This is a genomic window from Nocardia sp. NPDC052112, assembly GCF_040680135.1.
Lineage (GTDB): Bacteria > Actinomycetota > Actinomycetes > Mycobacteriales > Mycobacteriaceae > Nocardia.
In genome coordinates, this window is record NZ_JBFAWD010000008.1 from 12228 (window position 1) to 37235 (window position 25008).

The window sequence follows — 25008 nt, forward strand, 5'->3', positions numbered from 1 at the left end:
GTGGTGCTCGCACGGGAGGTGGACGCCTACCTCGATCATCTTGCGGTCGAGCGCGGCGCCGCCCGCAACACCCTCGGCGCGTACCGTCGCGATCTCGCCCGGTATCGGGATTTCCTGACCGGGCGCGGGATTGCGGCGCTCGAGCAGGTCGGCGAATTCGATGTCGCGGAGTTCACGATGGTGCTGCGCGTGGGCGGGGATGTGCACCCACCCCTGGCCGCCAGTTCGGTCGCTCGTGCCTTGATCGCGGTGCGCGGGCTGCATCGTTTCGCCGCGGCGGAGGGTATGACGAGTACCGATGTCGCGCATGCGGTGAAGCCGCCGACGCCGGGGCGGCGGTTGCCGAAAGCGCTGCCGTACGACCAGGTACTGCGGTTGCTCGAGGCGGCTGGCGGTGCGCCGCTCGACGATGCGAATGGGGCCGGGTCCGATGGCGGGCCACGCGGATTGCGTGATCGGGCGCTGCTGGAGCTGCTGTATTCGACCGGGGCCCGGATTTCGGAGATGGTCGGGCTCGATGTGGACGATCTCGATGCCGAGGAACGGGCTGTCGTGTTGCACGGCAAGGGCGGCAAGCAGCGCATGGTTCCGATCGGCAGGCCAGCTCTGGCGGCGGTCGACGCGTATCTGGTGCGGGGTCGGCCGGTGCTCGCCGCGAACGGGAAAGGCGCCGCGGGTGCACTGTTTCTGAATGCACGCGGTGGGCGGTTGTCACGGCAGAGTGCCTGGCTGGTTTTGCAGACCGCGGCCGAGCGGGCGGGTATCGGGGCTACGGTTTCGCCGCATACGCTGCGGCATTCCTTCGCAACGCATTTGCTCGACGGAGGTGCGGATGTGCGTGTCGTCCAAGAACTTCTGGGCCATGCCTCGGTCACGACCACCCAGATCTATACCTTGGTCACGGTGAACACCCTCCGCGAGGTTTGGGCTACCGCTCACCCCCGCGCCCGCTGATTCCGCTGTGGTGTGCCGCGCGCTGTGCCCGATGAATTCGTGTGTGGCGTGCCGAAAGCGCGTCGGGCGGTATCGGCGCGCGGCGGATTCGGCACAGACGAGGTGGGGAAGAAAAGGATGGGAGGGCGGTCTGGTGGTGGTTCCGCCGAGTTCCGTGCACGCCTTCGGGGCGTCCGCGGACGGTCCGGCCGAGTTCTCGCGGTACTCACTCCGGGTATCGTCCGATTCGAGTACTGCCGGCAGCTCGGTGGTATCGCTCGGGGTGAGGCGGATTGGGACAGCATGGATGAGCTCCACGATCGGGTCGACGTCTATTTCGACGGCGGACCGGATTGGCGTTAGGGGCGTGGACGCCTGCGCAGGTAAACGCGGGTGTCGCGTGTCCGAGCGTGGGTCTTGCGGTGTCAAGCGGTAGCGTCTATCGAGAGCTGGACCATACGAAAGTGAGGTCGGGCCTGATCGGCCTCGCTACGCTCGGGCAGGAGAAGCCGGAGTCGGGCGAAGGCAACGGGCAGGAACGTATAAGGAGCAGCGGATCGTGACGACAGCCGGTGCGGCAGAACCGCCGATGAGTGCTGGGGCGCAGCCGCTTACGGGTCCCCGGATGGGTCCGTACTCGGAAGCCGCAGCGGAAACGCTGTGGGGCAACGGTGCCGAACCCGTCCCCGAGGACGCGTCGCTCGGCCCGACCGGGCGCCCGCTGCGTGTCGTGCCCGACCCGCCCGCGGTCGAGCACCACGGTGATGCGCTGATCGTCGCGATGTGTAATCAGAAGGGTGGAGTCGGCAAGACCACCTCGACCATCAACCTGGGCGCCGCCCTGGCGGAGTACGGTCGGCGGGTGCTGCTGGTCGACCTGGATCCACAGGGAGCGCTGTCGGCGGGATTGGGTGTGGCCCACCACGATCTCGATCTGACCGTGCACAACCTGCTCATCGGATCGAAGGTCTCGATCGACGAGGTTCTGATGGAGACCCGCGTCGAGAATCTGGATCTGCTGCCGAGCAATATCGATCTGTCGGCGGCGGAAATCCAGTTGGTCAACGAGGTCGGCCGGGAACAGACGCTGGGCCGTGCGCTGGAAGCGGTGCGCGATCGCTATGACTACATCCTCATCGACTGCCAGCCGTCGCTGGGCCTGCTCACGGTGAATGCACTGGCCTGTTCCGATGGTGTGATCATTCCGATGGAGTGCGAGTACTTTTCGCTGCGTGGACTCGCGCTGCTCAACGACACCGTGGAGAAGGTGCGGGACCGGCTGAACCAGCGCCTGAGCCTGTACGGCATCGTGGTCACCATGTTCGATGCGCGGCTACTACATTCGCGTCAGGTCATGGCGCGCGTCGTCGAGGTATTCGGCGACCTGGTGTACGACACGGCGATCGCACGTACCGTGCGTTTTCCCGACGCCAGTGTCGCGGGTGAACCCATCACCACATGGGCGCCGAAATCCAGTGGGGCCGAAGCATATCGGGCGATGGCGCGGGAAGTCATCCACCGGTCCGGCCGGTGATCGGCGGTACGGAACCGGCGCCATCGACAAACACGGATACGCTCGGCTCGGGGTCTGATGAGTTCGTCGATCGGGACTCCGACGCCGGGCGTGCGGCGTCGGCTGCGCACGACTCCGCCGCGGCGCAGGATGATCCCACCGGTAATAGACCGAGTGGCGAGTCGACCGCTCAGACGTCCGGGTTCCAGCTGCGCCTGAGCAACTTTCAGGGGCCGTTCGATCTGCTGTTGAATCTGATCAGCTCGCGCAAACTCGATGTGACCGAGGTCGCGTTGCATCAGGTGACCGACGAATTCATCGCCTACACAAAGGCTTTGACCGCCAGTATCGGGCAGCAGGGTACGTTGCGCGCGGACAAGATCCTGGATCAGACCACCGAATTCCTGGTCGTCGCGGCGACCTTGCTCGATCTCAAGGCGGCGCGACTGCTGCCGTCCGGTGAGGTGACCGACGCCGAGGATCTCGAACTGCTCGAGGCGCGCGATCTGCTCTTCGCCCGGTTGCTGCAGTACCGCGCGTTCAAACAGGTCGCCGAACTGCTCGGGGAGTTGGAGGCGGTGGCGTTGCGGCGCTACCCCCGCGCGGTCGGGCTGGAGGAGCGCTACGCCGACCTGTTACCCGAGGTTACGCTGGGAGTTGACGCACACGAGTTCGCCGCGATCGCCGCAGCGGCCTTCCGGCCCCGTCCGGCGCCGCGGGTTGGACTCGACCACCTGCACCAGCACGCCTTCTCGGTCGCCGAACAGGCCGCGCTCGTGCTCGAACAGCTCAAACTACGCGGACCGGGTGGCTGGACGACCTTCGGCGAACTGGTTGCCGACTGCGAAGTGCCGATCCAGATCGTCGCCCGCTTCCTGGCACTGCTCGAGCTCTACCGGGGCAAGACGATCGAGTTCGACCAGCCGGACCCGCTCGGCCCGCTCTCCATCAGTTGGACCGGCGACCCCAAGGACCAGACCGCCGACATCGTGACCATCGAGGAGGACTACGGGTGAGTGAGCGCACCGACGATGCGACACCCGTCGAGGAGCGCGCGAGCGCGGTCATGAGCGAGCAGATTGATGCGACCCGCGCGGGCGGAACCGGCGACGCCGTGCCGATGAAGATGGCGTCGCCGAGCGGCCGCGGCGAGCGCATTGAAGACACGCACCTCGCGTCGGGGGTTGGAAGTGGGGACACGGCGTCGACGAGTGCCGCGATATTAAACGTTGACGAGACGATCTCGCCGAGCAGACATGGTGAGGGTGTCGAAGGCGTACATCTCGCGTCGGGTGAAGGGGCTGGCGGCGGGGTGTTCGTGAGTGCGGCGAGTTCGAGTGCTGATGCGGCGAAGTCGTCGGGTGGCCACGGGGAGCGCCGCGACGACGCCGCGCCTGCGGGGATGGGCGGCGGTGCTTCGTCGGATTCGCAGGGGGGCGGAGACAATGTCGGGGACACAGCGTCACCGAGCGGCGCGGGTGCAGGGGAGGGCTCGAGTGGTCGAAACGTCCAAGCGGATGCCCCGACTGCGGCCGAGTCGAGCATCAGTGCGGAGGCAGCGCTGAGCACAGGCGACGGTGGGATCGAAGCTGTCGGAGGGCCCGGGGTCAGCGAGACGCCGCTGGCGAGCGGTAGGGGCGAGGGTGCCGCGGCCTCCGCAAAAGTGACGAAGAGGAAGGGAGACGCCGGTTCCGACGATGAAGTGGCGGAGTTCACGCCCGAACCGCTGGATGACGATGAATTCCGGTCGGCGTTGGAGGCGCTGCTGCTCATTGTGGATGCTCCGGCCCCGGTAGAGCTGCTGGCCGACGCGTTGCGGGACAAACCGGCGCGGGTGGAGCGGGTGTTGCACGAAATGGCGGCGGAGTTGTCCGCGCGGACCAGTGGCATCGATCTGCGTTTCGTGGGTGACGGGTGGCGCTTCTATACTCGCAGCGAGTACGCACCGTATGTGGAACGGATGCTGCTCGACGGCGCCCGGTCGAAATTGACCAGGGCGGCTTTGGAAACATTGGCGGTGGTGGCATACCGCCAACCGGTGACCCGGACCAGGGTCAGCGCGGTGCGCGGCGTGAACGTCGACGGCGTGATGCGAACCCTGCTGGCTCGCGGATTGATCGCCGAGGCCGGGGTCGACCCGGAGACGAACGGCACGCAGTACTGCACGACCGAACTGTTCCTGGAGCGGATCGGACTCGCATCGCTGTCCGATCTGCCGCCACTGGCGCCCCTACTGCCGGGCGTCGACCTGATCGACGAGATCAACGAGAGCCTGGACACGGACCCCCGTTACACCAGGTTGAAGAAATCCGCCGAGACCGATTTGGATCTCGGTACCGAAGAAGACTGACAGGACAACATGAATACGCCCGCTCGCCGAGATGGCACACCGGATCGTAGGACCAGAAGCGACCAGCCCACCAGGGGCGGCGCAGGCCGGAACGCACGCGATATGCGTTCGGCGCAACGGGGAGGTGCGCAGCGCGGGGCCGGATGGGGCGGCCCCGAGCGCGGCTCCTCGCAAGGGGGTTATCGGGGGAGCTCAGAGGGCGGTTACCGCGGCTCGTCGCAGGGTGATCAGCGTGGCTCCTCGCGTAGCGGCGACCACCGCGGTTCCTCGCAGGGCGGCGGCGGATACCGTCGTTCGCCGCAGGGCGACAGCGACTACCGCAGCTCCGCCGAGCGCGGCTCCGATCGACGTGGCACGTCGCAGGGTGGCGGTTATCGCGGTTCGGCGCACGGTGACAGCGGCAATCGCGGTGGCTCGGGTTATCGCGGCTCGTCGCAGGGCGGCGCCGATCATCGCGGTTCGCGTGGCGACGCTCGGGGCGGTTCGGCACCACGCAGCGCGGGCTCGCGCGGCTACGCAGCGGGAGGCACTGCGCAGCAAGGCAATCCGTCGCGCCGCCCCGGTTCGGCTGCGATGTCCACGCCCGTCGGCAAGAAGGCCAAGAATCCGAAGCCGCAGAAGAAGGTCGTCTCCGCACCGCTGCTGAGCAACGCCAAACCCGCCAGGAAACAGCACACCGACCAGCCCGCCGAAGGTGGCCACGAGAAGTTGCCGTGGGGCGAGGGTGAGCGGTTGCAGAAGGTCCTCGCCAAGGCCGGGGTAGCCTCGCGGCGCGCCGCCGAGGAGATGATCGCCCAGGGCCGGGTCGAGGTCGACGGCGCGATTGTGACCGAGCAGGGCCTGCGGATCGATCCGCAGCATGCCGTGGTCCGCGTCGACGGCACCCGCGTGATGGTGCGCGAGGAACTGGTCCATATCGCGCTGAACAAGCCAAAGGGCTGGCAGTCCACCATGTCCGACGATCTGGGCCGCCCATGCGTCGGCGATATCGTCGCCGAACGTATCGCGGCTGGTCAGCGGCTGTTCCACGTCGGCAGGCTGGACGCCGACACCGAGGGTCTGCTGCTGCTCACCAATGACGGCGACCTTGCGCACCGGCTCATGCACCCGTCGTTCCAGGTGCCCAAGACCTATCTGGCAACGGTGAACGGTGAGGTCCACAAGTCGGTCGGCAAGCGCCTGCGTGACGGTGTCGAACTCGACGACGGTCCGGCCAAGGTCGACAAGTTCCAGGTGCTCGAACTGGGCGAGGGACGTTCGCTGGTCAAGATCGTGTTGCACGAGGGACGCAAGCACATCGTGCGCCGACTGCTGGACGCGGTCGGCCATCCGGTGACCCGGCTGGTGCGCACCAATATCGGTCCGGTCGCACTGGGCGACCAGCGGCCCGGCACGCTTCGCGTGATCGGCCGCGATGAAGTCGGCAAACTTTACGAGGCGGTGTCGTTGTGAACGGTGTAGAGATTCCCGTGGAGGTCCCTGCGATGGTCGAAGGCAGCACACCGCTCGTCGTTGCCATGGACGGGCCTTCGGGTACCGGCAAGTCGAGTGTGTCGCGGCGACTGGCCAACCGGCTCGACGCCAGCTACCTGGACACCGGAGCGATGTACCGCGTCGCGACGCTGCGAGTGCTGCGGGCGGGTGTCGAGCTGACCGATTCGGCAGCGATCTCTGCCGCGGTGAAGGAACTGCCGCTGACCATCGGCACCGATCCCAGCCGGGAGCTGATCCTGCTCGACGGTGAGGACGTCTCCTCGGAGATCCGCGGCAATGCCGTCACCAAGGCGGTGTCCGCGGTGTCCGCCGTGGCCGAGGTGCGTGAGCTGCTCGTCGCCACGCAGCGTGAAATCGCTTCCGCCGCACAGCGAATCGTGGTCGAGGGGCGCGATATCGGCACCGTTGTGCTGCCGGATGCCGACGCCAAGATCTACCTCACCGCCTCCGCCGAGGCGCGCGCGCAGCGGCGCAACCAGCAGAACATCGCCGAAGGCCGCGGCGACGACTACGAGGGCGTACTCGCCGATGTGCAGCGTCGCGACACCCTCGACTCCACTCGCACGGTGTCCCCACTGCGTCCGGCCGACGACGCGGTGCAGGTCGACACCAGCGAACTGAATATGGATGAGGTCATCGACGAGCTGTATCGCGTTGTGGTGCGGCAGGTTTCGATCGGCCGGACAGGTGGGACACAGTGACTGAAGACGTGCTTGCGGGGGATGGCGTCTGGAGTGACGAATCCGATTGGGAGATAGCCGATCTCGACGGTGAGTTCGGCGAGGACGAACACCTCGCGATGCCGACGGTGGCAGTCGTCGGCCGCCCGAATGTCGGCAAATCGACCCTGGTGAACCGGATCCTCGGTCGTCGTGAGGCCGTTGTCGAGGACATTCCCGGCGTGACCCGCGACCGCATCTCCTACGAGGCGAATTGGGCGGGGCGCCGGTTCCTCGTCCAGGACACCGGCGGCTGGGAGCCCGACGCCAAGGGCCTGCAGCAATCGGTTGCCCGCCAGGCCGAACTGGCCATGGAGACCGCCGATGCGATCCTGCTCGTGGTCGACGCCGTGGTCGGTGCGACGGCCACCGACGAGGCCGCGGTGAAGAAGCTGCGCCGCGCCAAGATTCCGGTGCTGCTGGTCGCCAACAAGGTCGACGACGAACGCGTCGAGTCCGAGGCCGCCGCGCTGTGGTCGCTCGGTCTCGGCGAACCGCGCATGGTCAGCGCCGCGCACGGTCGCGGCACCGGTGACCTGCTCGACGATGTGCTGGAAGTCCTCCCGGAAACCCCGCGGGAGGGTACCGGCGGTACCGGCCCGCGCCGGGTCGCACTGGTTGGCAAGCCCAATGTCGGCAAGTCCAGCCTGCTCAACAAGCTCTCCGGTGATGAGCGTTCGGTTGTGCACGATGTCGCGGGCACGACCGTCGACCCGGTCGATTCGCTGGTCGAATTGGGCGGCAAGATCTGGAAGTTCGTCGATACCGCTGGTCTGCGTCGCAAGGTCTCCCATGCCAGTGGCATGGAGTTCTACGCGTCGCTGCGCACCAAGGCGGCGCTGGAGGCCTCCGAGGTCGCGATCATGCTGATCGATGCCTCCGAGCCGATCACTGAACAGGACCTGCGGGTGATCAGCATGGTCGCCGACTCCGGTCGCGCGCTCGTGCTGGCCTTCAACAAGTGGGATCTGGTCGACGAGGATCGTCGCCTGCAGCTCGACAGGGAAGTCGACCGGGATATGGTCCGGGTGCCGTGGGCGCAGCGCGTCAATATCTCCGCGCATACCGGTCGCGCCGTCCAAAAGCTCGTTCCCGCAATGGAAACCGCATTGGAATCCTGGGATAAGCGCATCTCCACCGGTCGGCTGAACACCTGGCTCAAGGAAGTCATCGCGGCCACACCGCCGCCGATGCGCGGTGGCCGGTTGCCCCGCGTCCTGTTCGCCACCCAGGCCACCACCCGGCCGCCGACCTTCGTGCTCTTCACGACGGGGTTCCTGGAGGCGGGCTACCGTCGGTTCCTGGAGCGTCGCCTGCGTGAGGAGTTCGGCTTCGACGGTTCTCCGGTTCGTATCTCGGTTCGCGTGCGCGAAAAGCGGGAGCGTAAGAAGTAGCTCCTGCAACGGACGTCGTTGCGCGGCAACGGCCTCCGCATCCGGCACCGTTGCATGGCCGCGCTGTCAGCGAAAGTCGGCGAGGTGGTCGGCTACCCACTCGGCCAGCGAACGGGCCGGGCGGCCGGTGACATCGGCGACGGTCGAGGTGGTTTCCGGGCGGGGTGCGGCCAGCATCTCGGTGTAGCCGTCGAGGAGGATGTCGACGAAGGAGTCGGGGAAGGTGGCGTCGTCGAGTAGGCGTTGTCTGGCCTGGTCGCGGGTGAGTTCGGCCCAAATCCTGCACTTTCAGCTCGATATCCCGTCCGCTGCACTGGGATTCGGCACCGAGGCCAGGCTCTGGATCGCCACCCGACCTGCCGCCACCGTCGCCATCGGTGCGGCGCTGGCCCGCCATCGCGAGGTCTCCTTCGCCGCTGTGACCACCGGCGCTACCAATCTGGTCGCGGCCGTCAACTGCCGCGATCCGCGGGACCTCGGTCGCTACCTCACCGAACGTATCGCCGAACTGCCCGGCATCACCACGCTCGAAACCGCTCCGATCATTCGTACCGTCAAGCGCGCGGGCTCCCTGCTCCTCTAGCGTTCGGGGGCGTGTGCTGCGTCACGATGCCGATCCGCCGCATCCGGCGTAAATTCGTTAATTAGCGAAATGCCGAAGGGAAGTGGATGTGCTCGACGAGTGCAAAGCATTGGCGAATGAAACCCGCCTGCGCATCCTGGCCTGGCTCAAGGATCCGGACACGAACTTCCCGGAGCGGGGCAATGACACCGCTGAGCTAGGGGTGTGCGTCGGGCTCATCCAGCAGAAGGCGGGGACCTCGGCCTCGACCATATCGGCGCACCTCGCGATCCTGCAGCGCGCCGGGTTTCTCAGCGCCACCCGACGCGGCCAGTGGACCTATTACCGCCGCGACGAAGCCCGCATCCGGGCCTTCACCGAAGAACTCCAGCGCGTTCTCTGAGCTACGAAGGAACTCCTATGCCCACCGCACTGTCGATCCTCGACCTGGCATCCATCGCGCCCGGCCGCACCGCACGTGACAGCTTCGAAAACAGCGTCGCGCTGGCCAGGACTGCCGAACGCAGCGGTTACCGACGTGTCTGGTACGCCGAACACCACAACATGCGTTCGATCGCGTCGAGCGCCACCAGCGTTCTCATCGGTCACGTCGCGGCGCAGACCGAGACCATTCGACTCGGCGCGGGCGGCATCATGCTGCCCAACCATTCGCCGCTGGTGATCGCCGAGCAGTTCGGCACCCTGGAGACGCTGTTCCCCGGACGGATCGACCTCGGACTCGGCCGCGCGCCGGGCAGTGATCAGAAGACCATGTTCGCACTGCGCCGCAATCCGGCCTCGGCGGACTCGTTTCCGCAGGATGTGCTGGAGTTGCAGGGCTATCTGTCGGGCAACTCACGGGTGCCCGGTGTGCAGGCCGTGCCGCGTGCGGAAGGCATTGTGCCGCTTTACATTCTGGGTTCGTCACTGTTCGGTGCGCAGCTCGCCGCGCAGCTGGGCCTGCCGTACGCCTTCGCGTCCCACTTCGCGCCGGATGCGCTGCACCAAGCGGTCGACGTCTATCGCGACAGCTTCCGGCCGTCGGAGCAACTGGCCGAGCCGTATGTGATGGCCGGCGTCAATGTGTTCGCGGCCGAGGATCACGATGCGGCGGTGGCGCAGAAGACGATCTCCTACCGTGCTCGCGCGCGAGCCATGATTCGGCGCGGCGCGGCTGGCGCCGACTTCACCGACGCGGAGATCGATGCGTTCCTCGCCTCGCCGAACGGCAGCCAGCTCAGCGCGATGACCCGGTACACGGCCGTCGGCACACCCGCCGAAGTCCGTTCGTACCTGGCGGATTTCGCGGCTTCCATCGATGCAGACGAACTCATCGTCGCCCACCACGCCACAGAAATCGATGACCGACTCCGGTCCGTCGAACTCACCGGCGGCCTCGTTACCGAGCCGGTAGCTCCCTAATCCAGCGAACCGCCGACTATGAGACTCGCGGTGATGGCACCGTCGGCTTCCTTGGTGCCGTAGATCACGACCGCGGCACCGACCGCCACATCCGACACGCTGCTGCCTGTGATGACCAGTACCTGGGTTTTGGGCGTGACATGAACGTTCGTGGTGGCGCCCAGAATCCCCGCCACCGCCAGCGTCTTGCCGTCATTGGCAGCGACCTTGCCGATGGTCAGCCCGTGATTGACCTGGACTGCGTTCGCTGGGGCGGTGGCCGCCGACTCTCGGGCCGGTGTCGAACCCGAGGGCGCGAAGAACAGATAGACCACCAACGAAAGCAGGACCGCGAAGCTGGTTCCGATGAGCATGCCGAGGTCCGGATAGTGCCGTCGCTTCGACGGAAGTGTGATGGCGGTGAGTATCACCGGGTCGATGACCAGCTCGGCGCCGCCGCTGGACTCCCTGCTCGGGAGGCCCTTGGGCTGGTTCGACCACGGCGTGGCCGGGGAACTCATAGCTTCAACGTTATTTAAACGAGTGCGGATACCTATCACCACTGGCGGGGAGCGCTTCGATGCGCGCGGGTCGGAGTGCGGCCGAGGCGTCGGGACCTGGCATTATCCGTTCATGGTCATTCCCAGCGTGCTACCGGAACGCCCTACCGCCGGGGCCCCGTTCGAGACCGGATGGCCGGTCCGGCTCGCCGACACCGACCGGGATCAGCGTTTGCGTCTCGACGCTATCGCCCGCTATCTACAGGACATCGGCTTCGAACACCTCGAGGCCGTCGAGGACGGCAATACCCACCGCGGTTGGGTGGTCCGCCGCACCGTCATCGACGTTCTCAAACCCGTGGAATTCGGCGAACATGTCACGCTGCGTCGCTGGTGCTCGGCCCTTTCCAACCGCTGGTGCAATATGCGCGTACAGATCTGTGGCAGCAAAGGTGGCCTGGTCGAAACCGAAGGTTTCCTCATCCATTTCGGCACCGAATCCGGCGTCCCCGCCCGCATGAGCGACCGTTTCATGGCGCCGATGCTCGCCAGCACCACCGAACACCGCCTGCGCTGGAAAGCCGCACTCACCGATCCCCTCCCCGTCGGCCCCGATGATGTTCAGGAATTGACCTTCCCCTTGCGCATCGCCGATTTCGACTGGCTCGACCACGTCAACAACGCCGTCTACCTCAGCGCCCTGGAGGAACTCCTCGCCACCCACACCGACCTCACCGCGGGCCCCCACCGCACCGTCATCGAATACACCAAACCGCTGACAGCAGGCGAACAGGTCCGCGTAATAGGCCGCCGCACCGGCAGCACCCTCGACGCCTGGTTCGCCGTAGCCGACGACCTCCGCGCCGCCGCCCGCGTCGCCCCACGCTGACTCCCGCCCCACCCGCCACACCGATAACCAGGCGATTCGGTGTCTGGCCCACCCCTGAGGTAATCTTTCCGAGCGCCCGAAACCGGGCGCAACGGGCTGTGGCGCAGCTTGGTAGCGCACCTGACTGGGGGTCAGGTGGTCGCAGGTTCAAATCCTGTCAGCCCGACCAGGTCAGAGGCGGTTTCCGCCCAGCTTGGCACGTTCTCGGATACGCGAGCGTGCCAAGAACGTGCCAACATGCGGGGAGCGGGCTTTCAGGTCACCCGAAGAGCGCAGCGCCCGCGGCGCGCAGGTCCTCTGGCTGGGCGTCGCTGTAGATGCCCAGTGAGACCGCAGGGTCGTGGCCGTGCCAGGCCGCGACGATGTGCACTGGAATGCGCAGCGCCAACATCAGACTTACGCTGGTATTGCGCAGCCCCTTGAGCGGTATGCGCCGGAGCCCGGCGCGTTCTCTGAGTCGCTGAAACGTGTCGGAGTAGCGCTCCGGTCGGATCGGCTCTCCTGCTTCGTCCACTGCGATCAGCCGGTCATCGGACCATGGGATGCCCAGTGCTGCACATTCGGCTTTCTGGAGCTCCTTCAGTGTGTTGAGTGCTTCCGCTAGATCAGGGGGTGGTGGAAGGTCGCGTCGGCTGCGCCGGGACTTCGGCAGGTTTTCTTCGGTTTCCTTGCCGATGGCGACACGGCCCCTGCGCACTCGCAGCGCGGATTCGTCGAAGCGTGTCCATCGCATGCCGAGGACTTCGGAGCGCCGTGCGCCATAGCAGGACAAGAGCCAGCAGGCGTACAGCCGTTCGCGGCGTACCGATTCGCGGAAGGTCCCGACCTCCGCCACGGTCCATGACTTGGACTGTTCGTCGTCCTCGTCGCGGAAGTCGTCGGTGGGGCGTTCCACGAGCGCGATCACGTTGCGCGGCAAGGCTCCCTGATCGACGTAGGACTGCATGACCATGCCGAAGGTGGTCAAGGTAGCCCGCACCGTGACCGGTTTGACGCCGCTCGGAGACCCGTCGTTCTCCGTTGTGTGGGCCAGGATGTATACCGCTCGTCGGGGTCGGGTCACACGTCCCGATCGGATCAGCCCGGACAAGCAGGTGTGGATGTCCTTGTCCGGGAATGCGGCCTTGATTTTGGCCGCCGTGATGCCCTCTGGGTGCTGACTGATGAGTTCGGCTACCTGTGACATCAGGCTGCCTGGTCGGTAGTGCCGGGGGTCGACACGGCCTTCGGTCAGCATCCATTCCACGAGTGCGTCCCCGTCGGCCTTGGTGAGCTGGCGCAGCTTCTTGCCGCCCATGCGGCGCCGGACGGGCTTGAGATCGTTGCGGTATCCCTGCAGCGTTATCCTGCGGATGCCGCGTCGGTTGTGCAGCCATTGGTCGCACGCTTCGTCCACGGTGATGTCCAACAGTTTGACGTAGGTTCCGGCAGCGACTTCGGTGGTAATCCGGCGGTATTCGCGTCGTGCCTGACTCTGGGTGTCGTAAGTGAACCGCTGCCGGTCCCGGCTGCCATCTGGCTTGGTGCCCACGTCGGCCTGGAACCAGTAGGTCACCTTGCCGTTCTTGGCTGTGCGCTTGTTGATCGGTTCGGCACGTCTGGCAGGCTTATTCGTCATCTCATGACTCCTGGTGGTCGATTCCGGTTCTACTTTCTGGCGGGGGCGAGTGAGAAACTTGCCCAGGCAGTGGTCGTTCAGCGCACATGCCGGTGATGCGTCGGATGCATGCCCAACGCTTCAGAGACGGTGTCGGCGGCGATGATTGGTGCGGGTGCTTGGAGGTGACAGGCCATCCGTGGGCGGCGAGAATGCTGGGGATCCGGAGGTCGGGCGGGGCATCCTACGAGGTGTCGTCGCCGTGATCAGCCTGCAATTGGAGCACCTGGCGCACCCATCGCGACGGGATTCGCACTCGGTTGCCGACTCGAATAGCTGGCACCCCGCCTGATTTGACCGCAGCGTAGACGGTGGACTTGCCGATACCGAGAAGCCGGGCTGCATCGGGGACCGATACGGTCGGCTCGTTCAGCAGACGCTGCAGTATGTCCTCAGCAGCGAGAAAATTCTTCCGATTCAACTTACGGCCTCGAATCACAGGCCGATCCGTGAGTCATCCCTTGTTGCAATAGAACAGGATTCGAGTCGGATGCGCCAGTCTGTCGCAATTGGTTGACGTTTCAGCCTTATTGCTGCCCTGTTGATTTGCGCCAGCAGCTATTGGAGTGTCGGTCCCGAGCCGAGGTTTGGCCGTCGTCGACGTGGGGGCATGGCCCGATCCGATCGTCTTCCCGGCGACGCATTGTCGACGTGATAAGTCGGCCCCGGACAAGAATTCACCAGCCTCAATTCCGATATGTGAATCCCGCCGGGTTTGGTGCTCATCTCCTTTGTTGAGGAGGATGGGCAGACCATGCCATCGAAGTGCGACGAAGCGATCAAGGCCAAGGCTGTACGGCTGGTTGTCGATCATCGCGACGACTACGACAGTGAGTGGGCCGCGATCAAGGCGGTCTCGGCCCGGCTGGGCACGACCGCGGAGGCCCTGCGCAAGTAGATCCGTCAGGGCGCGGTCGACGCGGGTGAGGCCGAGGGCGTCTCGACCGAGTCGGCGCGGGTGATCCGTGAGCAGAAACGCAAGATCGCCGAGCGGGAGCAGACGATCGAATCCTCAAGCGATTCGATGTTCCGATTCTGTTGCCGCAGTGTTGATCTGAGCTTGCGGCTTGTAGGCGGGGCGATCGCCGGTGTCGACAGCCGGATACGAGCGACCGAGCGAAGGGGGCGGTGGCAGGGTTCGGGTCTGCGAGTGCCGGTTGTGCGGTGTTGGAGGTGTGCATCGGCGTGTTCGTGTATGACATGCCGTACGGCTTGGAGGCACAGTCTGATAGGCGGGGTTGGTCAGTGGCGCAGGTCGGTGCAACCGGCCGTTTGGCCGTCTGCACCGACCTTGGTTGGTTGGTTCGTCTGGTTGAAGAAGCTTCGTGTGGAGGTTGAAAGTGGTTGTGCCCAATGGTTTCAGGGGCTACTGGACTGGTGGTCCGGAGTAGGGCCGTCGGAAGCCGCACGATAGGAAGATGTCTTGGGTGCCGAAGTGATCGCTTGTCTGGACGCTGAGGGAGAAGGGTTCACCGGTGGTGGGGTCTCGCCAGTGGAATAGCTCGGTTGGGGGGCGGCCGTAGGCGACGTCGATGTTGTCGCGCCAGAGCCGGTTGACCTCGTTGCTTTTTCGGAGTTGTTCGATTAGGTGTTGTGCTCTGGGGGCGGTGCGGTGTCGGCCGAGTACGGCCTTGGCGGTGGCGACGATGTGAGGTGCCTCGTGTTCCCAACCGACGATGATTTCTTGCGCGGTTGGGGTGAAGAACCAGCTCAGGATGCTGCCGCCGACTGCGTTGAGTCCGGGAAAGGCGCGCACTGCCGACGGGTTGGCGGCCAGGACATGCCAGGTGTAGTCGATGTATACGGCGAGCAGGCCGTTGCGTTCGTGGTAGTTGAGTAGCTCGAGTTGTCCGGAGGTGATGAGTCGGGTTCGCAGTTCGTCCAGTGGTGCGAGATCTATTGCGGGTTCCCATAGTTCGCGCAGGTGCCGGGCCTGCATGTCGTTGAGTTCGTAGCCGATGATGAGTCCGTCGACGACCTCACGTTCGGGTGGGTAGCGCTTGGTTTCGATCTGTGTGAGGTAGGAGGCGCTGATGCCGATGAGCGGAGCGGCTTTGTCCCGGCTCAGATGTTGGCGTGTGCGCAGCTCCCATATCCATTCGAAGAAGTCCGGCATCTGTGCCAGCTGCGACCGAGGCCTGCGCCGTCGGCGTAGGCGGCGGTCCGGACCACGTCCTTGGTTGTGACTGTCCATGCGGACGTCCCCTCCCTTTTGGTGTCTTCCACTGCAAGACTGCGATCGAATATTGAGAGTTACCCCCGAGACGAACCCTCGCGGATTGCGCCGCACGCGACGTGGTACGCGCCGAGCACGACAGTCGCACTTACGCCATCAAAACCTCGAAAATGGTTGCGGCGCTACCCTTTCAAGGGACAACGTTTTTGCCAGTCAAATTCTTTGCCCATACGCCTGACCATCCTGACCAGTACGGATCCAGGTATTTGGCAATAGCCTTGTCCATCCGGAAATCCTCGGCCGCTGCTGCTTGGCGCCTTTCGGCCGACGCCCACCCGTGGTGACCATTCCAGCGTATCGGCACCATGGGTTCAGGAGAACAAGGTCACGTCATAGCGCAACAATGGATCGCCCGAGCGTGGTGGCCGCAGGCTGCGTGGCGGTGAGGCTCTGCTCGATCGCAGACCCGCTCGGAGAGTCGAAGTGTCGACCGCTGAAGCAACTTTTTCGCAATCGTATGAAGGTATTCCGCGTTTGCCGGATTGATCTAGGTCTGCTAGGACAGATGTGGCTTGGGGGAGTCTGCGGTGACCTTTCTGCCATCCCGTTATGGCGAGGAAATATCTCTGGCAGCGATGACAAGACGGGGAGGACGACAACGTGAGCTCGACTCCTGCAAGACGAGCCATGCCTCAGCGGCGTGGTCGCGCCCAAACATCTGACAAGGCCGAGATGCCCAACCTCGGTGACTGGTTACGTAGGGTGCGTGAGCATCGGAAGCACACTCGTAGGTCCGCCGAGACACGTACCGGCATCAGCGATTCCTACATCAAACAGATCGAGAATGAAGGGCTCATCCCACTTCGGGGTGTGCTGGACCAGCTCATCGTCGGCTACCGGCTCGACGAGATGCAAGCCCGCTTCACTCGGGAGCTAGCCGAGCCGCCCATCGAGCTGGCACCGATCGAGGAGTTGCGCGAACGTGTGAGCACTCCGGATCGCCTTGCCGCACTGAAGTTCTTCGACCAGGTCGGCATCATTTGCGTATTCACCGACCCCTTGTGGAATGTCCTTGTCGGGAACGAAAGCTTCTACCGGGCAGAACCCGACATAGTGGCCGCAGGCCACAACGTCGCACTGTGGCATTTCCGACCCGGTGTGGCTAGATCGCCTGCCAAAGATGTTTCGCTGCAGTGGGATTACGAGGCAACCGGGCTCATGGCTTTGGTCCGTGCGGGACTCGGTCGCTACCGCGACTCTCCCCAGTCCATCGACTTGCTCGAGCGACTCCGCGCCAGTAACGAGTTCAACGATCGCTGGCAGGGTGGAATCCAGGTCGCCTACGGCCGTGAGCCTGACGATCTGTGTCACATGGTAGATCCAGTAACCAGAGAGCCATTCTCGGTGTCCATTCAGGTCGGTGAACTACCCGACACCCGCGATATCCGTTTCCAACAGGCGATCCGACGACCATACGCTGGTCCACCGCTCTCCTGATCAGTACCCGGCGAGCTGGCAGCGACACGGGCACGGACACAACCACGACGTTCCCCTTCCCAGCACCCGACACCATTTGGGATGTTATGAACATCCGAATGTTGATAGCATCCCGAGTGATTGTTCTGCTTGCCGGCGAATGCACTGTTGCGGCTCACCTGGGGAGTAGCCAGCCGATGAAGGGGGACCCCCTATGAACGTGGAAAAGTCAGACCTCGACCGCATCCCTCTCGTTTCGGGTGCTCTGCCGTTGATCGGACATGGTCTGAAGCTGATGCGAAACCCCCTCGAACTGCTTTCGTCACTGCCGGAGCACGGTCCGATGTGCCGAATCCGGCTTGCGGCAGACACTGTCGTGTTCGTCTCCGATCCGGATCTGACGTCGCAGGTGTTCGTCGACGACAAGCTCTACGACAAGGGAGGGCCCTTCTATGACCGGTCCCGAGAGATCGCCGGCGACGGACTCGGCAGCTGTCCGCACGACAAGCACCGTCGGCAGCGTCGCCTTTGCCAACCCGCGTTCCGCTCTGATCGGCTCCCGTCGTATGTCGAGAGCATGACCCGCTCGATCGAGACCACGGTGCATGGATGGCACGACGGCCAGGTAATCGACCTGGGCGTCGATCTATCGGCCATGACCTTCCGAGTTGCGACAGAGGCCATATTCTCAACGTCGCTGTCCGACAACCAAATTCGCCAATTTGCCACAGATCTGAGCACGATCGCGCACGGGTTGTTCCGGCGGACAGCATTGCCCGCCATAATCAATCGCATACCCACTCCCGGCAATCGGCGCTACGACGCCACCGCCCGCCGCGTACGGCAACTCGCCGCGTCCGTCATCGCGGAACGACGCGCCGAGCAAAAAGACCGAGGCGATCTCTTGTCGGCATTGCTGGAAGCCCGCGATGCACAAGACGGAGCACAGTTCACCGACTCCGAGCTGATCGACCAAGTCTTCACATTTTTCTTGGGCGGTGCCGAGACCACCGCTGGCTGCCTCACCTGGGCGTTGTACCTGCTCGACCGGCACCCCGAGGTTCAGCAGCAGTTACAGGAGGAGGTCGACTCGGTCCTGGGTGGCCGCACAGCGACGCGCGCAGACCTTTCCTCGCTCCCACTCACGAACAGAATCATCACCGAAACCCTTCGTCTGTACCCGCCGACCTGGGTGCTGACTCGACAGGTCACGGCGGACGCCAAATTGGGCGACATAATGCTTCCGGCCGGGACGAAGATCGCGGTGAGCCCTTATGTCATTCATCGCAGCGACCAGACATACGAGGATCCGAGCGAGTTCCGCCCCGACCGCTGGATAGACACCAACCCGCACCAAAACCGCAAGACGTTCATCCCTTTCGGTCTCGGTGCGCGCCGATGTATCGGCGAGCAGTTCGGGTTGATCGAGGCCGCGCTCGCATTGGCGACAATCACGGGTCGGTGGCGACTGTCGTCGCCGACGCAGCGGCCGATCTCGATGTCGATGACGCAGGTACCGGTACCCGATGGCGTGCAGATGCGAGTGACCACACGACAAGTCCCCGCGCTCGTCGAGTGATCAACAACATCTGTTCGCCGAAAAGCTGTTCTACACCAACGACGACGGGGCTCGGCGATGGAAACCCTACGATCTAGATCCATACGAGAACCGGCCGCCGCCGGACCGTGACTCGGTGCACCAATGCACTTGGACCTACGACGAGGAAGACAACCGCTGCTGGCCGCCGACCGTCGGGCCAGCGAGGTCTTCGCCGTCGCTGAAACGCTTGGCGACGCGGCGGCCGCGGCCGGCGCAGCCTGGTCCCCAACGGTCGGTCACTGGTTCAAGGGCTGATCGAAGCGACGGCCGGACGCGATGGAAACCTCCACTGCGCTGACCGAATACCGGGTCATCGAAAGTCCACAGGATCTGGCGCTATTCGGCAGAGCCGGTGCTGCCGCAGTGGATCAGTTGGTGTGCTCATATCATCTGCCCATCATCGCCACCTACGACGAAACCTGTTTGCCTGCAAGCTGATCGGCTGACGAATGAGCGCGGACCGCTGCGGGCGGTGAGAGTTGCACGGAGTTGAACCGCCGCTGTCCTCCACGACTCGATATGTCGCATCACGATCGGAGGATGACAACGCCATCACGGATGCGGTGCTCGCGCTCGTGGCTATACGACCCCGTAGACGCGGACTCGCCCCGACGCGATCGTGAGTTGCCGAGATGGTGTGCGATCCGTTTCCATCACTTCCGGCTGGTAGTGGCAATGTCGTCTTCGCCGCACGATAGCGAGACGTTGTCTCCCGAGCGGCTGGGAGTGCTGCGAGGGGATCAAGAAATGGTCGTGTTCGGTCGTGGTGGGGAGAAATATCTCTTTGACAACAGCATTGTTAAATAGTGAGGTTTGCGCTGGTAGATCGATCGGCGAATTGAGCAATGCGGTTGTATATGATGATCTTGTTGGTAAAAAGTCTGGATTCGCAACGGGTTTCGCGGTTTGGATGGAGAGGCAACCTCAACCGCATCGAAAGGGAAAATCCGTGGATCCGTTTGTTGTTCTATCGTGGGTGAACATCGGCTTGTCGGTATTGTCGAACGGTTTGTCGCTCGTGGCTCAAGCGCTGTCTCTGATCGTGCCGTTCCTCTGATATTTCTCCCCTGACGAGGGCCTCCTTACTGGGGAAACCATGGTGGGAGGCCCTGTGGGGCCGCGCTGAGCGCATTCTTCGACTTTCCTATTCCGCCTTCGTGTAGAAGGGCTATTTGGCGTGCCGAAATACCGAAATACAACACATCGCGCAGCATTGCGCAGGAATTCCGGTCCGAATCACATGCATTCCGTTAACGGCAACCCTGGTCGAGTGGGGCGTGGCGCCAGGATCGCGCTGGCGAGCGCGATTCCGGTGGTGGTGGTTTTTGTTTGCAGCGGTGTTGCATCGGCGGCGACTTCGGCCGATCCGATTACGGACCAGCCGGGGGTAACCAGCCCTGAACAGCCTGGCACCACCACTCCCGCACCGCCGCCTCCCAATGCTCCTGCGCAGGACCAGGCGTATTACGAGCAACGCCCAGAAGTGCGCAACGCGGCACCTAGCCGGCCGGTGCCCTCACCGGCGCCGGTCGGGCCGGTTGATCTGGGGGAGTTGCATCTGCCCGAACCGGTGCCGCCGGTCGCGCCGATCGAGCCACCTCCTGACACGATCCGGATCGGGCAATTCGAGACTCCGTCACCGGATTGGTTGCCGCCGGAGGTTCGAGACTGCATCAACGACACTGCCGCCGGTGCCGAAGCCCAAGTGGCGCAAGCGTTGGATTCGATCGGGCTCCCACCGGGCCGCTCGGACCGGGTCAGTGGCGCGACCACTGCGGGTGCACTGCTGGGCGGCGCGGCCGGTGCCGCGATCGCGGGAGCTCCGACCGCTGCCGTAGGGGCGGTCGTGGGCGGTCTTGTCGGTGGCACCATCGGCGGGATCGCCGGGGCCGCAGTGGGAACGGTGATCGAGGTCCCGGTGATCGGGACCGTCACCTCCGGTATCGCGGGAACAGCGATCGGTGCCGCGATCGGCGCTGCGGTAGGCGCGGCCATCGCCGGAGTCCCGGTCGCTGCGGTGGGAGCAGCGGTTGCCGGCACCATCGGTGCTGGGTTCGGTGCGGGCGTGGGAGTGGGGCAGCCGTGACAACGTCCACGACTCGACGCGTCCGCGCCACCATGATCGCGCTGGCAGTATCAGCCGCATCAGCGCTGACCGCCGCCGCGGGTAGCGCCCCGGCGGTGCCGATCGGACCGGGTTGCCCTGCCTTGTATGTCCTGGGTGTCCAGGGGACCGGTCAGTCCTCACCGGCAGCGGACCCGGTGGCCGACACCGGTGTGCTCGGCACGATGTTGGCGCCGGTCACTGCCACTGTGCCGGGGCTGGTGCAACATAGCTACGTCGCCTACGGTGCCGGATTCGGCGGCATCGTGCCCGGTGGCGGAGCGGACCCATACGCGGCATCGGTGGCCGACGCGCACAACCAACTCGCCACTGCGGCAGCGCAAGTGATCGAGCAGTGCCCTGGCACGCTGATCGCCGGTGTCGCTTATTCCCAAGGCGCACAAGCCCTTGCGCAGTTCGCCCAGGAAGTAGGGGCAGGGGTTGGTTCGGTGCCCGCGGACAAGATCGCCGCGATCGCACTGTATTCCAATCCGGTCCGCGTCGAAGCCAGCCCAACCTTTCCCGGTCGAGTAGGGCAAACCGTTCCCGACCCGGCGCCGGGGACCAGCGGCGCGGCGGTGTCGAGTGTCCAGATAATCAGCGCCGCGGCCGCTGGTAGCGGAATCGCAAGCACCGGCGCGGGGTACGGGGCGCTCGAAGGACGCGTCGCCGATGTCTGTGTCGATGGTGATCTGGCGTGCTCGGCACCGGATCAGGCGGCGCTGCTGCGCCTCGGTGCGGAGATCGCCGCGCAAGCGAACCTGGCAGACCCGATCTCGGCTGTCGCATCTATCAACACACTGCTGTCGGCGGCCCTCGGTGACGCCTGGACCACCGTCATCAACAACGACATCCAGGTCGGCGGCGGCAACGTCGACTACGCCCCACAACAACCCCTGTCAGCCCGGCTGATCGACGCGGCCGACCCGCGCATTCCGGCGCCGAAACCGGAAGATGCCGGTGCGGCGGCGGCGCGCTGGAACGAGATCACCGCCACCATCGTCGCCAACCCGGTGGGGTTGTTGCCCAAGGTGGTCGGGCAACTCGGTGCCGCATGGGGACAGTTGCTCGCCGACAACGCCGCCCTGGCCGACCCCGGTGTCTGGCTGCATTTCGCCGACACCGTCGCCCGCCACAACGGCTACGCCGCGACCGGCCAGTTGACCTCGGGTAGCGCGTGGCTGATTGCCCTGGCCCAAGACATCGGGAGCCGATGATGACCGAACCCCTCACCGACGACGAGTTCTACACCGCGACACCGATCGAGGCCTCCAGCTCACGCGGGCAGGTCCTGCGTACGCGGGAAGTCGCTGTCCCACAACTGCGTTCGGTCGCGCACGCGTGGCAGATCGTCTACGTCTCGAGCGATTCCTACGGCGAGCTGATCCCGGCTTCGGGTATCGTCATTGTCCCCGACATCGCCACCCAAGAGGGTGTAGGACCCATCCTCGGATACTGTCCGGTGTTCCGTGGGCTCGGCGGCCGGTGCGCACCCTCGCAGTTGCTGGCCGACGAGATCGAACCCGAAGCCGACTACCTCGCGATGGCGTTGGATCGCGGCTGGAGTGTCGCGGTTGCCGACGGTCGGGGACTCGGCATCACGGGACTGGGACCCCACACATTCCTGGCCGGTCGCTGCGCCGGGCAAACCATCCTCGACCTCACCCGTGCCACACAGCGACTACCCGGCTTGAACGACGACACCACGCCGATCGCCTTGTGGGGATACGCCGACGGCGGCCGAAACGCCTTATGGGCCGCGGAAATCCAGCACGAATACGCACCCGATCTCGACCTGCGCGGTGTCGCAGCCGGCGCTGTGGTCGCCGATCCGGGGGAACTCGTCGCCGAGATCGACGACGGACCATACGCGGGCCTCGGGCTGGCCGGACTGGTCGGGTTAGCCCGCGCTTATGCGCACTTGCCGATGCTGCACATCCTCACCACCGAAGGCCACCTCGCCGCCGCAAATATCGAAAATCTCGACGCGACAACGATTCTCGAGCGAAACAGGCAACCGTTGGGGCGCTGGTGCGAGCGGGCGGACCCGTGGGTGGACCCGATGTGGCGATATGTGCTGGCTCGTGAACGCTGCGCACAGCAACCAACCCGCATCCCAGTGCACCTCTATCACGGCACACAAGACACCCTCATCCCTGTCGAATCGGCGCGCCGACTGTTCAGCGACTATCGCGGGTTGGGTGTGGATCTGAATTGGCGTGAATACCCGGTCGATCACCTGCAAGCCGCCATCGACGGAGCCGGTGAGGCCATCGCCCGCCTGGCGGGCTACCTAGAGCGCATCCCATCGAGGCCGATCCGGTCGATGCCACCGACATCGCCGACAACGACGCCCCCGGACTCCTGAAACCCCCTCCGGGAAACCCTACCCGCGCCGGTTGCCCCCTCGCCGACGGCGCGGGCAGGCCCCGGAAGACAACCAAGCGAGGCCAACAGTATGCGCCACAACGACCATCACGAACATCCCCACCTCGTCAAACAGGCCCGCGCGACCGCACGAACCGCACGCCGCGACGATCCCGACAGCGGCACCGGAGCATCCGGTTCGCAGGAGCGGTCGGAACCCCGCTGCGCCACCGCGCCCGACCCGCCTGCATCAAACACGGCTCATCGCAATGCAACTCAGGACTGAAAGGAGAAGAAACCATGCATACCAGCACAATTCGGGACACCCATGCGAGACGAACGTCGGCGCCGAACCACACATTGACGGGGATCGTCGCGGCATCGACGATTGTCGCGAGCATCGTCGCGAGCGGGTCTGCGTCAGCGCAGTCGCCGAGTCCTGATGCCCCGCTGGATACGACCTGTCCCGCGCTATATGCGCTGGGCGTGCAGGGACCTGAGGAGAGCTCACCGGATGCCGCCTCGACCACCGACACCGGCGCGCTCGGAGGGCTGTTCGCGCCGATGCTCAGCGCGGCACAGGGTTTGGCGCAACGCGCGTACATCCCGTACGGCACCGGTGAGGACGGGACCGAGCAACCCTACGACCAGTCTGTAGCGACCGCGTCGGGGAGAGTCGAGGACACCGCCGCCGAGATCGTGCGCCGCTGCCCCACCACCAAGATCGCTGTCGCTGGTTACGCGCAAGGCGCTGCGGCAGTCGCGGCGTTCGCCAAACGGGTCGGCACCGGCACCGCCAAGATAGGCGCGGACCAGGTCGCGGGCATCGCACTGCTGGCCAACCCCGCTCGCGCTGGCGACACCGCGGTGCTGCCGGGACGCCCCGGTGCCACCACACCCACAGCCGCGCCCGCCACCACGGGAACCCAGGTATCGAAGATCGCCTTCACCGACACCGTTCCCGCCGGTTCCGGTATCGCTCGAACCGCCGATACATCAGCGAGTTTCGGCTCTCTCACCGGACGCGTCGCTGATTTCTGTGTCGCCGGTGACATCACCTGCGCGGCCCCGTCCGAAGGGCCGCTGGCGACGACGGTCGCCAACATCGCCGCGCAATCGGATCTACGTGACCCCGTCGCGGCGATCTCCACGATCGCCCAAGCCTTCGCCGCGACGGTGTACAAGACCGCTGTCGGCGTGGTCCACGAAGACGTCCACGGCAACAGCCTCGATCAGTTGTCCTACGAGCCGAGCAAGTCGATCAGCCAGCGCCTGGCCGAAGCCTCGAACCCCGCAACGCCACTGCCCGGACCCGACCAGGCCATCGCCGCACTGATGCGGATCGGCACCATCGCGCTGAACGCGGTCACCGCAGTGGCACAGACGGTGTTCACCCCGGAGACGATCACCGAACTCGCCACGGTCGGCATGACCGACCCGTTGGCCGCGATCGCCACCCTCGGCACCAAACTCGCCGCCGCCGTGGTCGAACTCGTCCCACCACAGACCGGGATCCGGCTGATCAACCAAGCCTTCGAGGCGATCACCACCAACGTCACCGACAACACCCAGCTCTACAACATCGCCAGCTCGGCCCAATACAGCGACACATCCGGGCGCCACGGTTCCTACACAGGCACCGCTGCCACCCCGACCGGGCAATCGCCCGCGATGGCCACGGCGGCCTGGTTCGCCGCCGCCGCCCATGACATCGCCGCAATCACCCCGCCCGCGACACCAGCACCAACCACAACCACCGCTGTGACAACCACGACCGCCCCCACAACGACACCAGCCTGGCCGACAGCGACTGCGGCAGCGACCACTTCGACGGTGACCACAAGCCCGGCAGGCACAACGCCCGCCCCATGAC

25 protein-coding genes, 1 tRNA gene and 1 pseudogene are annotated in these 25008 nt (G+C 65.1%); 22 read left to right on the forward strand and 5 right to left on the reverse strand.

Going from position 1 to position 25008, the window contains the following annotated elements:
- Window positions 1-3 precede the first annotated feature (3 nt).
- The 4 genes from xerD (at window position 4) to scpB (ending at window position 4796) form a co-directional block, all read left to right on the forward strand.
- The gene (gene xerD, locus AB0L58_RS17305; RefSeq protein ID WP_364388241.1) at window positions 4-954 is read left to right on the forward strand and encodes a site-specific tyrosine recombinase XerD; all 951 of its coding nucleotides are present in this window, start codon (window positions 4-6) and stop codon (window positions 952-954) included.
- Between the two features lie 604 nt (window positions 955-1558).
- Window positions 1559-2467, forward strand: coding sequence for a ParA family protein (locus tag AB0L58_RS17310; RefSeq protein ID WP_364388243.1), 909 nt, complete (start codon window positions 1559-1561; stop codon window positions 2465-2467).
- Between the two features lie 188 nt (window positions 2468-2655).
- Complete coding sequence (locus AB0L58_RS17315) at window positions 2656-3462, forward strand: segregation/condensation protein A (RefSeq protein ID WP_364388245.1); 807 nt, start codon at window positions 2656-2658, stop codon at window positions 3460-3462.
- A gap of 686 nt (window positions 3463-4148) precedes the next feature.
- The gene (gene scpB / locus AB0L58_RS17320) at window positions 4149-4796 is read left to right on the forward strand and encodes an SMC-Scp complex subunit ScpB (RefSeq protein WP_364388247.1); all 648 of its coding nucleotides are present in this window, start codon (window positions 4149-4151) and stop codon (window positions 4794-4796) included.
- Window positions 4797-4988: 192 nt separating this feature from the next.
- Here scpB and AB0L58_RS17325 read toward each other — a convergent pair whose 3' ends face one another.
- Window positions 4989-5249 (reverse strand): hypothetical protein, encoded by a 261-nt coding sequence (locus tag AB0L58_RS17325; protein WP_364387641.1) that lies wholly within the window; start codon window positions 5247-5249, stop codon window positions 4989-4991.
- 120 nt (window positions 5250-5369) lie between these two features.
- On the opposite strand from AB0L58_RS17325, the gene AB0L58_RS17330 reads away from it, so the two are divergent.
- The 7 genes from AB0L58_RS17330 (at window position 5370) to AB0L58_RS17360 (ending at window position 10387) form a co-directional block, all read left to right on the forward strand.
- Window positions 5370-6248 (forward strand): pseudouridine synthase, encoded by an 879-nt coding sequence (locus AB0L58_RS17330; protein ID WP_364387643.1) that lies wholly within the window; start codon window positions 5370-5372, stop codon window positions 6246-6248.
- Window positions 6249-6280: 32 nt separating this feature from the next.
- Window positions 6281-6991: a (d)CMP kinase gene (gene cmk / locus AB0L58_RS17335; RefSeq protein WP_364387645.1), complete on the forward strand. Its 711-nt coding sequence runs from the start codon at window positions 6281-6283 to the stop codon at window positions 6989-6991.
- Window positions 6988-8403 carry a ribosome biogenesis GTPase Der gene (gene der / locus AB0L58_RS17340; RefSeq protein WP_364387647.1) on the forward strand — a complete coding sequence of 472 codons (1416 nt, stop codon included), beginning with the start codon at window positions 6988-6990 and terminating at the stop codon, window positions 8401-8403. The genes cmk and der overlap by 4 nt, the downstream gene beginning before the upstream one ends.
- 54 nt (window positions 8404-8457) lie before the next feature.
- Window positions 8458-8643, forward strand: coding sequence for a hypothetical protein (locus AB0L58_RS17345; protein ID WP_364387649.1), 186 nt, complete (start codon window positions 8458-8460; stop codon window positions 8641-8643).
- Window positions 8644-8665: 22 nt separating this feature from the next.
- Window positions 8666-8986, forward strand: coding sequence for an Lrp/AsnC ligand binding domain-containing protein (locus AB0L58_RS17350; protein WP_364387651.1), 321 nt, complete (start codon window positions 8666-8668; stop codon window positions 8984-8986).
- 82 nt (window positions 8987-9068) lie between these two features.
- The gene (locus AB0L58_RS17355) at window positions 9069-9368 is read left to right on the forward strand and encodes a metalloregulator ArsR/SmtB family transcription factor (RefSeq protein WP_364387653.1); all 300 of its coding nucleotides are present in this window, start codon (window positions 9069-9071) and stop codon (window positions 9366-9368) included.
- 17 nt (window positions 9369-9385) lie between these two features.
- On the forward strand, window positions 9386-10387 hold the full coding sequence (locus AB0L58_RS17360; protein ID WP_364387655.1) for an LLM class flavin-dependent oxidoreductase: 1002 nt from the start codon (window positions 9386-9388) through the stop codon (window positions 10385-10387).
- Here AB0L58_RS17360 and AB0L58_RS17365 read toward each other — a convergent pair.
- Window positions 10384-10887, reverse strand: coding sequence for a hypothetical protein (locus tag AB0L58_RS17365; protein ID WP_364387657.1), 504 nt, complete (start codon window positions 10885-10887; stop codon window positions 10384-10386). The genes AB0L58_RS17360 and AB0L58_RS17365 overlap by 4 nt on opposite strands.
- 112 nt (window positions 10888-10999) lie before the next feature.
- Between AB0L58_RS17365 and AB0L58_RS17370 the strand changes: the two genes are divergently transcribed.
- On the forward strand, window positions 11000-11755 hold the full coding sequence (locus AB0L58_RS17370; protein WP_364387659.1) for an acyl-ACP thioesterase domain-containing protein: 756 nt from the start codon (window positions 11000-11002) through the stop codon (window positions 11753-11755).
- Between the two features lie 92 nt (window positions 11756-11847).
- A tRNA-Pro gene (locus tag AB0L58_RS17375) sits at window positions 11848-11924 on the forward strand.
- 90 nt (window positions 11925-12014) lie between these two features.
- Here the strand turns inward: AB0L58_RS17375 and AB0L58_RS17380 are convergent.
- Both AB0L58_RS17380 and AB0L58_RS17385 read right to left on the reverse strand, forming a co-directional pair.
- Entirely contained in the window at window positions 12015-13373 is a 1359-nt protein-coding gene (locus AB0L58_RS17380; protein WP_364387661.1) for a site-specific integrase, read from the reverse strand.
- 223 nt (window positions 13374-13596) lie between these two features.
- Window positions 13597-13851: a helix-turn-helix domain-containing protein gene (locus AB0L58_RS17385; protein ID WP_357483477.1), complete on the reverse strand. Its 255-nt coding sequence runs from the start codon at window positions 13849-13851 to the stop codon at window positions 13597-13599.
- A 315-nt stretch (window positions 13852-14166) separates the two neighbouring features.
- Between AB0L58_RS17385 and AB0L58_RS17390 the strand changes: the two are divergent.
- Window positions 14167-14421: pseudogene (locus tag AB0L58_RS17390) on the forward strand (IS3 family transposase); the annotation flags it as partial.
- Window positions 14422-14778: 357 nt separating this feature from the next.
- On the opposite strand, the gene AB0L58_RS17395 reads toward AB0L58_RS17390, so the two are convergent.
- A complete protein-coding gene (locus AB0L58_RS17395; protein WP_364387664.1) occupies window positions 14779-15606 on the reverse strand; it encodes a helix-turn-helix domain-containing protein in 828 nt (275 codons plus the stop codon).
- A gap of 714 nt (window positions 15607-16320) precedes the next feature.
- Between AB0L58_RS17395 and AB0L58_RS17400 the strand changes: the two genes are divergently transcribed.
- The 8 genes from AB0L58_RS17400 (at window position 16321) to AB0L58_RS17435 (ending at window position 25007) form a co-directional block, all read left to right on the forward strand.
- Window positions 16321-17085 carry a helix-turn-helix domain-containing protein gene (locus AB0L58_RS17400; protein ID WP_364387666.1) on the forward strand — a complete coding sequence of 255 codons (765 nt, stop codon included), beginning with the start codon at window positions 16321-16323 and terminating at the stop codon, window positions 17083-17085.
- 193 nt (window positions 17086-17278) lie between these two features.
- Window positions 17279-18643, forward strand: coding sequence for a cytochrome P450 (locus tag AB0L58_RS17405; RefSeq protein ID WP_364387668.1), 1365 nt, complete (start codon window positions 17279-17281; stop codon window positions 18641-18643).
- Between the two features lie 297 nt (window positions 18644-18940).
- Complete coding sequence (locus tag AB0L58_RS17410; protein WP_364387670.1) at window positions 18941-19102, forward strand: hypothetical protein; 162 nt, start codon at window positions 18941-18943, stop codon at window positions 19100-19102.
- Between the two features lie 346 nt (window positions 19103-19448).
- Window positions 19449-19721, forward strand: coding sequence for a hypothetical protein (locus tag AB0L58_RS17415; protein WP_364387672.1), 273 nt, complete (start codon window positions 19449-19451; stop codon window positions 19719-19721).
- 453 nt (window positions 19722-20174) lie between these two features.
- A complete protein-coding gene (locus AB0L58_RS17420; RefSeq protein ID WP_364387674.1) occupies window positions 20175-20750 on the forward strand; it encodes a hypothetical protein in 576 nt (191 codons plus the stop codon).
- On the forward strand, window positions 20747-21985 hold the full coding sequence (locus AB0L58_RS17425; protein ID WP_364387676.1) for a cutinase family protein: 1239 nt from the start codon (window positions 20747-20749) through the stop codon (window positions 21983-21985). The genes AB0L58_RS17420 and AB0L58_RS17425 overlap by 4 nt, the downstream gene beginning before the upstream one ends.
- Complete coding sequence (locus tag AB0L58_RS17430; RefSeq protein WP_364387678.1) at window positions 21985-23136, forward strand: lipase family protein; 1152 nt, start codon at window positions 21985-21987, stop codon at window positions 23134-23136. The genes AB0L58_RS17425 and AB0L58_RS17430 overlap by 1 nt, the downstream gene beginning before the upstream one ends.
- 299 nt (window positions 23137-23435) lie before the next feature.
- On the forward strand, window positions 23436-25007 hold the full coding sequence (locus tag AB0L58_RS17435) for a cutinase family protein (RefSeq protein WP_364387680.1): 1572 nt from the start codon (window positions 23436-23438) through the stop codon (window positions 25005-25007).
- Window position 25008 lies beyond the last annotated feature (1 nt).

Bases quoted from the DNA above. Each gene is read 5' to 3' on its own strand.
- AB0L58_RS17310 (WP_364388243.1), top strand. From the start codon at position 1,559: ATGGGTCCGTACTCGGAAGCCGCAGCGGAAACGCTGTGGGGCAACGGT.
- AB0L58_RS17325 (WP_364387641.1), bottom strand. From the start codon at position 5,249: ATGATCGGCGCCGCCCTGCGACGAGCCGCGATAACCCGAGCCACCGCG.
- AB0L58_RS17330 (WP_364387643.1), top strand. From the start codon at position 5,370: ATGTCCACGCCCGTCGGCAAGAAGGCCAAGAATCCGAAGCCGCAGAAG.
- cmk (WP_364387645.1), top strand. From the start codon at position 6,281: ATGGTCGAAGGCAGCACACCGCTCGTCGTTGCCATGGACGGGCCTTCG.
- AB0L58_RS17345 (WP_364387649.1), top strand. From the start codon at position 8,458: ATGGCCGCGCTGTCAGCGAAAGTCGGCGAGGTGGTCGGCTACCCACTC.
- AB0L58_RS17360 (WP_364387655.1), top strand. From the start codon at position 9,386: ATGCCCACCGCACTGTCGATCCTCGACCTGGCATCCATCGCGCCCGGC.
- AB0L58_RS17365 (WP_364387657.1), bottom strand. From the start codon at position 10,887: ATGAGTTCCCCGGCCACGCCGTGGTCGAACCAGCCCAAGGGCCTCCCG.
- AB0L58_RS17370 (WP_364387659.1), top strand. From the start codon at position 11,000: ATGGTCATTCCCAGCGTGCTACCGGAACGCCCTACCGCCGGGGCCCCG.
- AB0L58_RS17380 (WP_364387661.1), bottom strand. From the start codon at position 13,373: ATGACGAATAAGCCTGCCAGACGTGCCGAACCGATCAACAAGCGCACA.
- AB0L58_RS17395 (WP_364387664.1), bottom strand. From the start codon at position 15,606: ATGGACAGTCACAACCAAGGACGTGGTCCGGACCGCCGCCTACGCCGA.
- AB0L58_RS17400 (WP_364387666.1), top strand. From the start codon at position 16,321: ATGCCCAACCTCGGTGACTGGTTACGTAGGGTGCGTGAGCATCGGAAG.
- AB0L58_RS17405 (WP_364387668.1), top strand. From the start codon at position 17,279: ATGAACGTGGAAAAGTCAGACCTCGACCGCATCCCTCTCGTTTCGGGT.
- AB0L58_RS17410 (WP_364387670.1), top strand. From the start codon at position 18,941: ATGGAAACCTCCACTGCGCTGACCGAATACCGGGTCATCGAAAGTCCA.
- AB0L58_RS17430 (WP_364387678.1), top strand. From the start codon at position 21,985: ATGACCGAACCCCTCACCGACGACGAGTTCTACACCGCGACACCGATC.
- AB0L58_RS17435 (WP_364387680.1), top strand. From the start codon at position 23,436: ATGCATACCAGCACAATTCGGGACACCCATGCGAGACGAACGTCGGCG.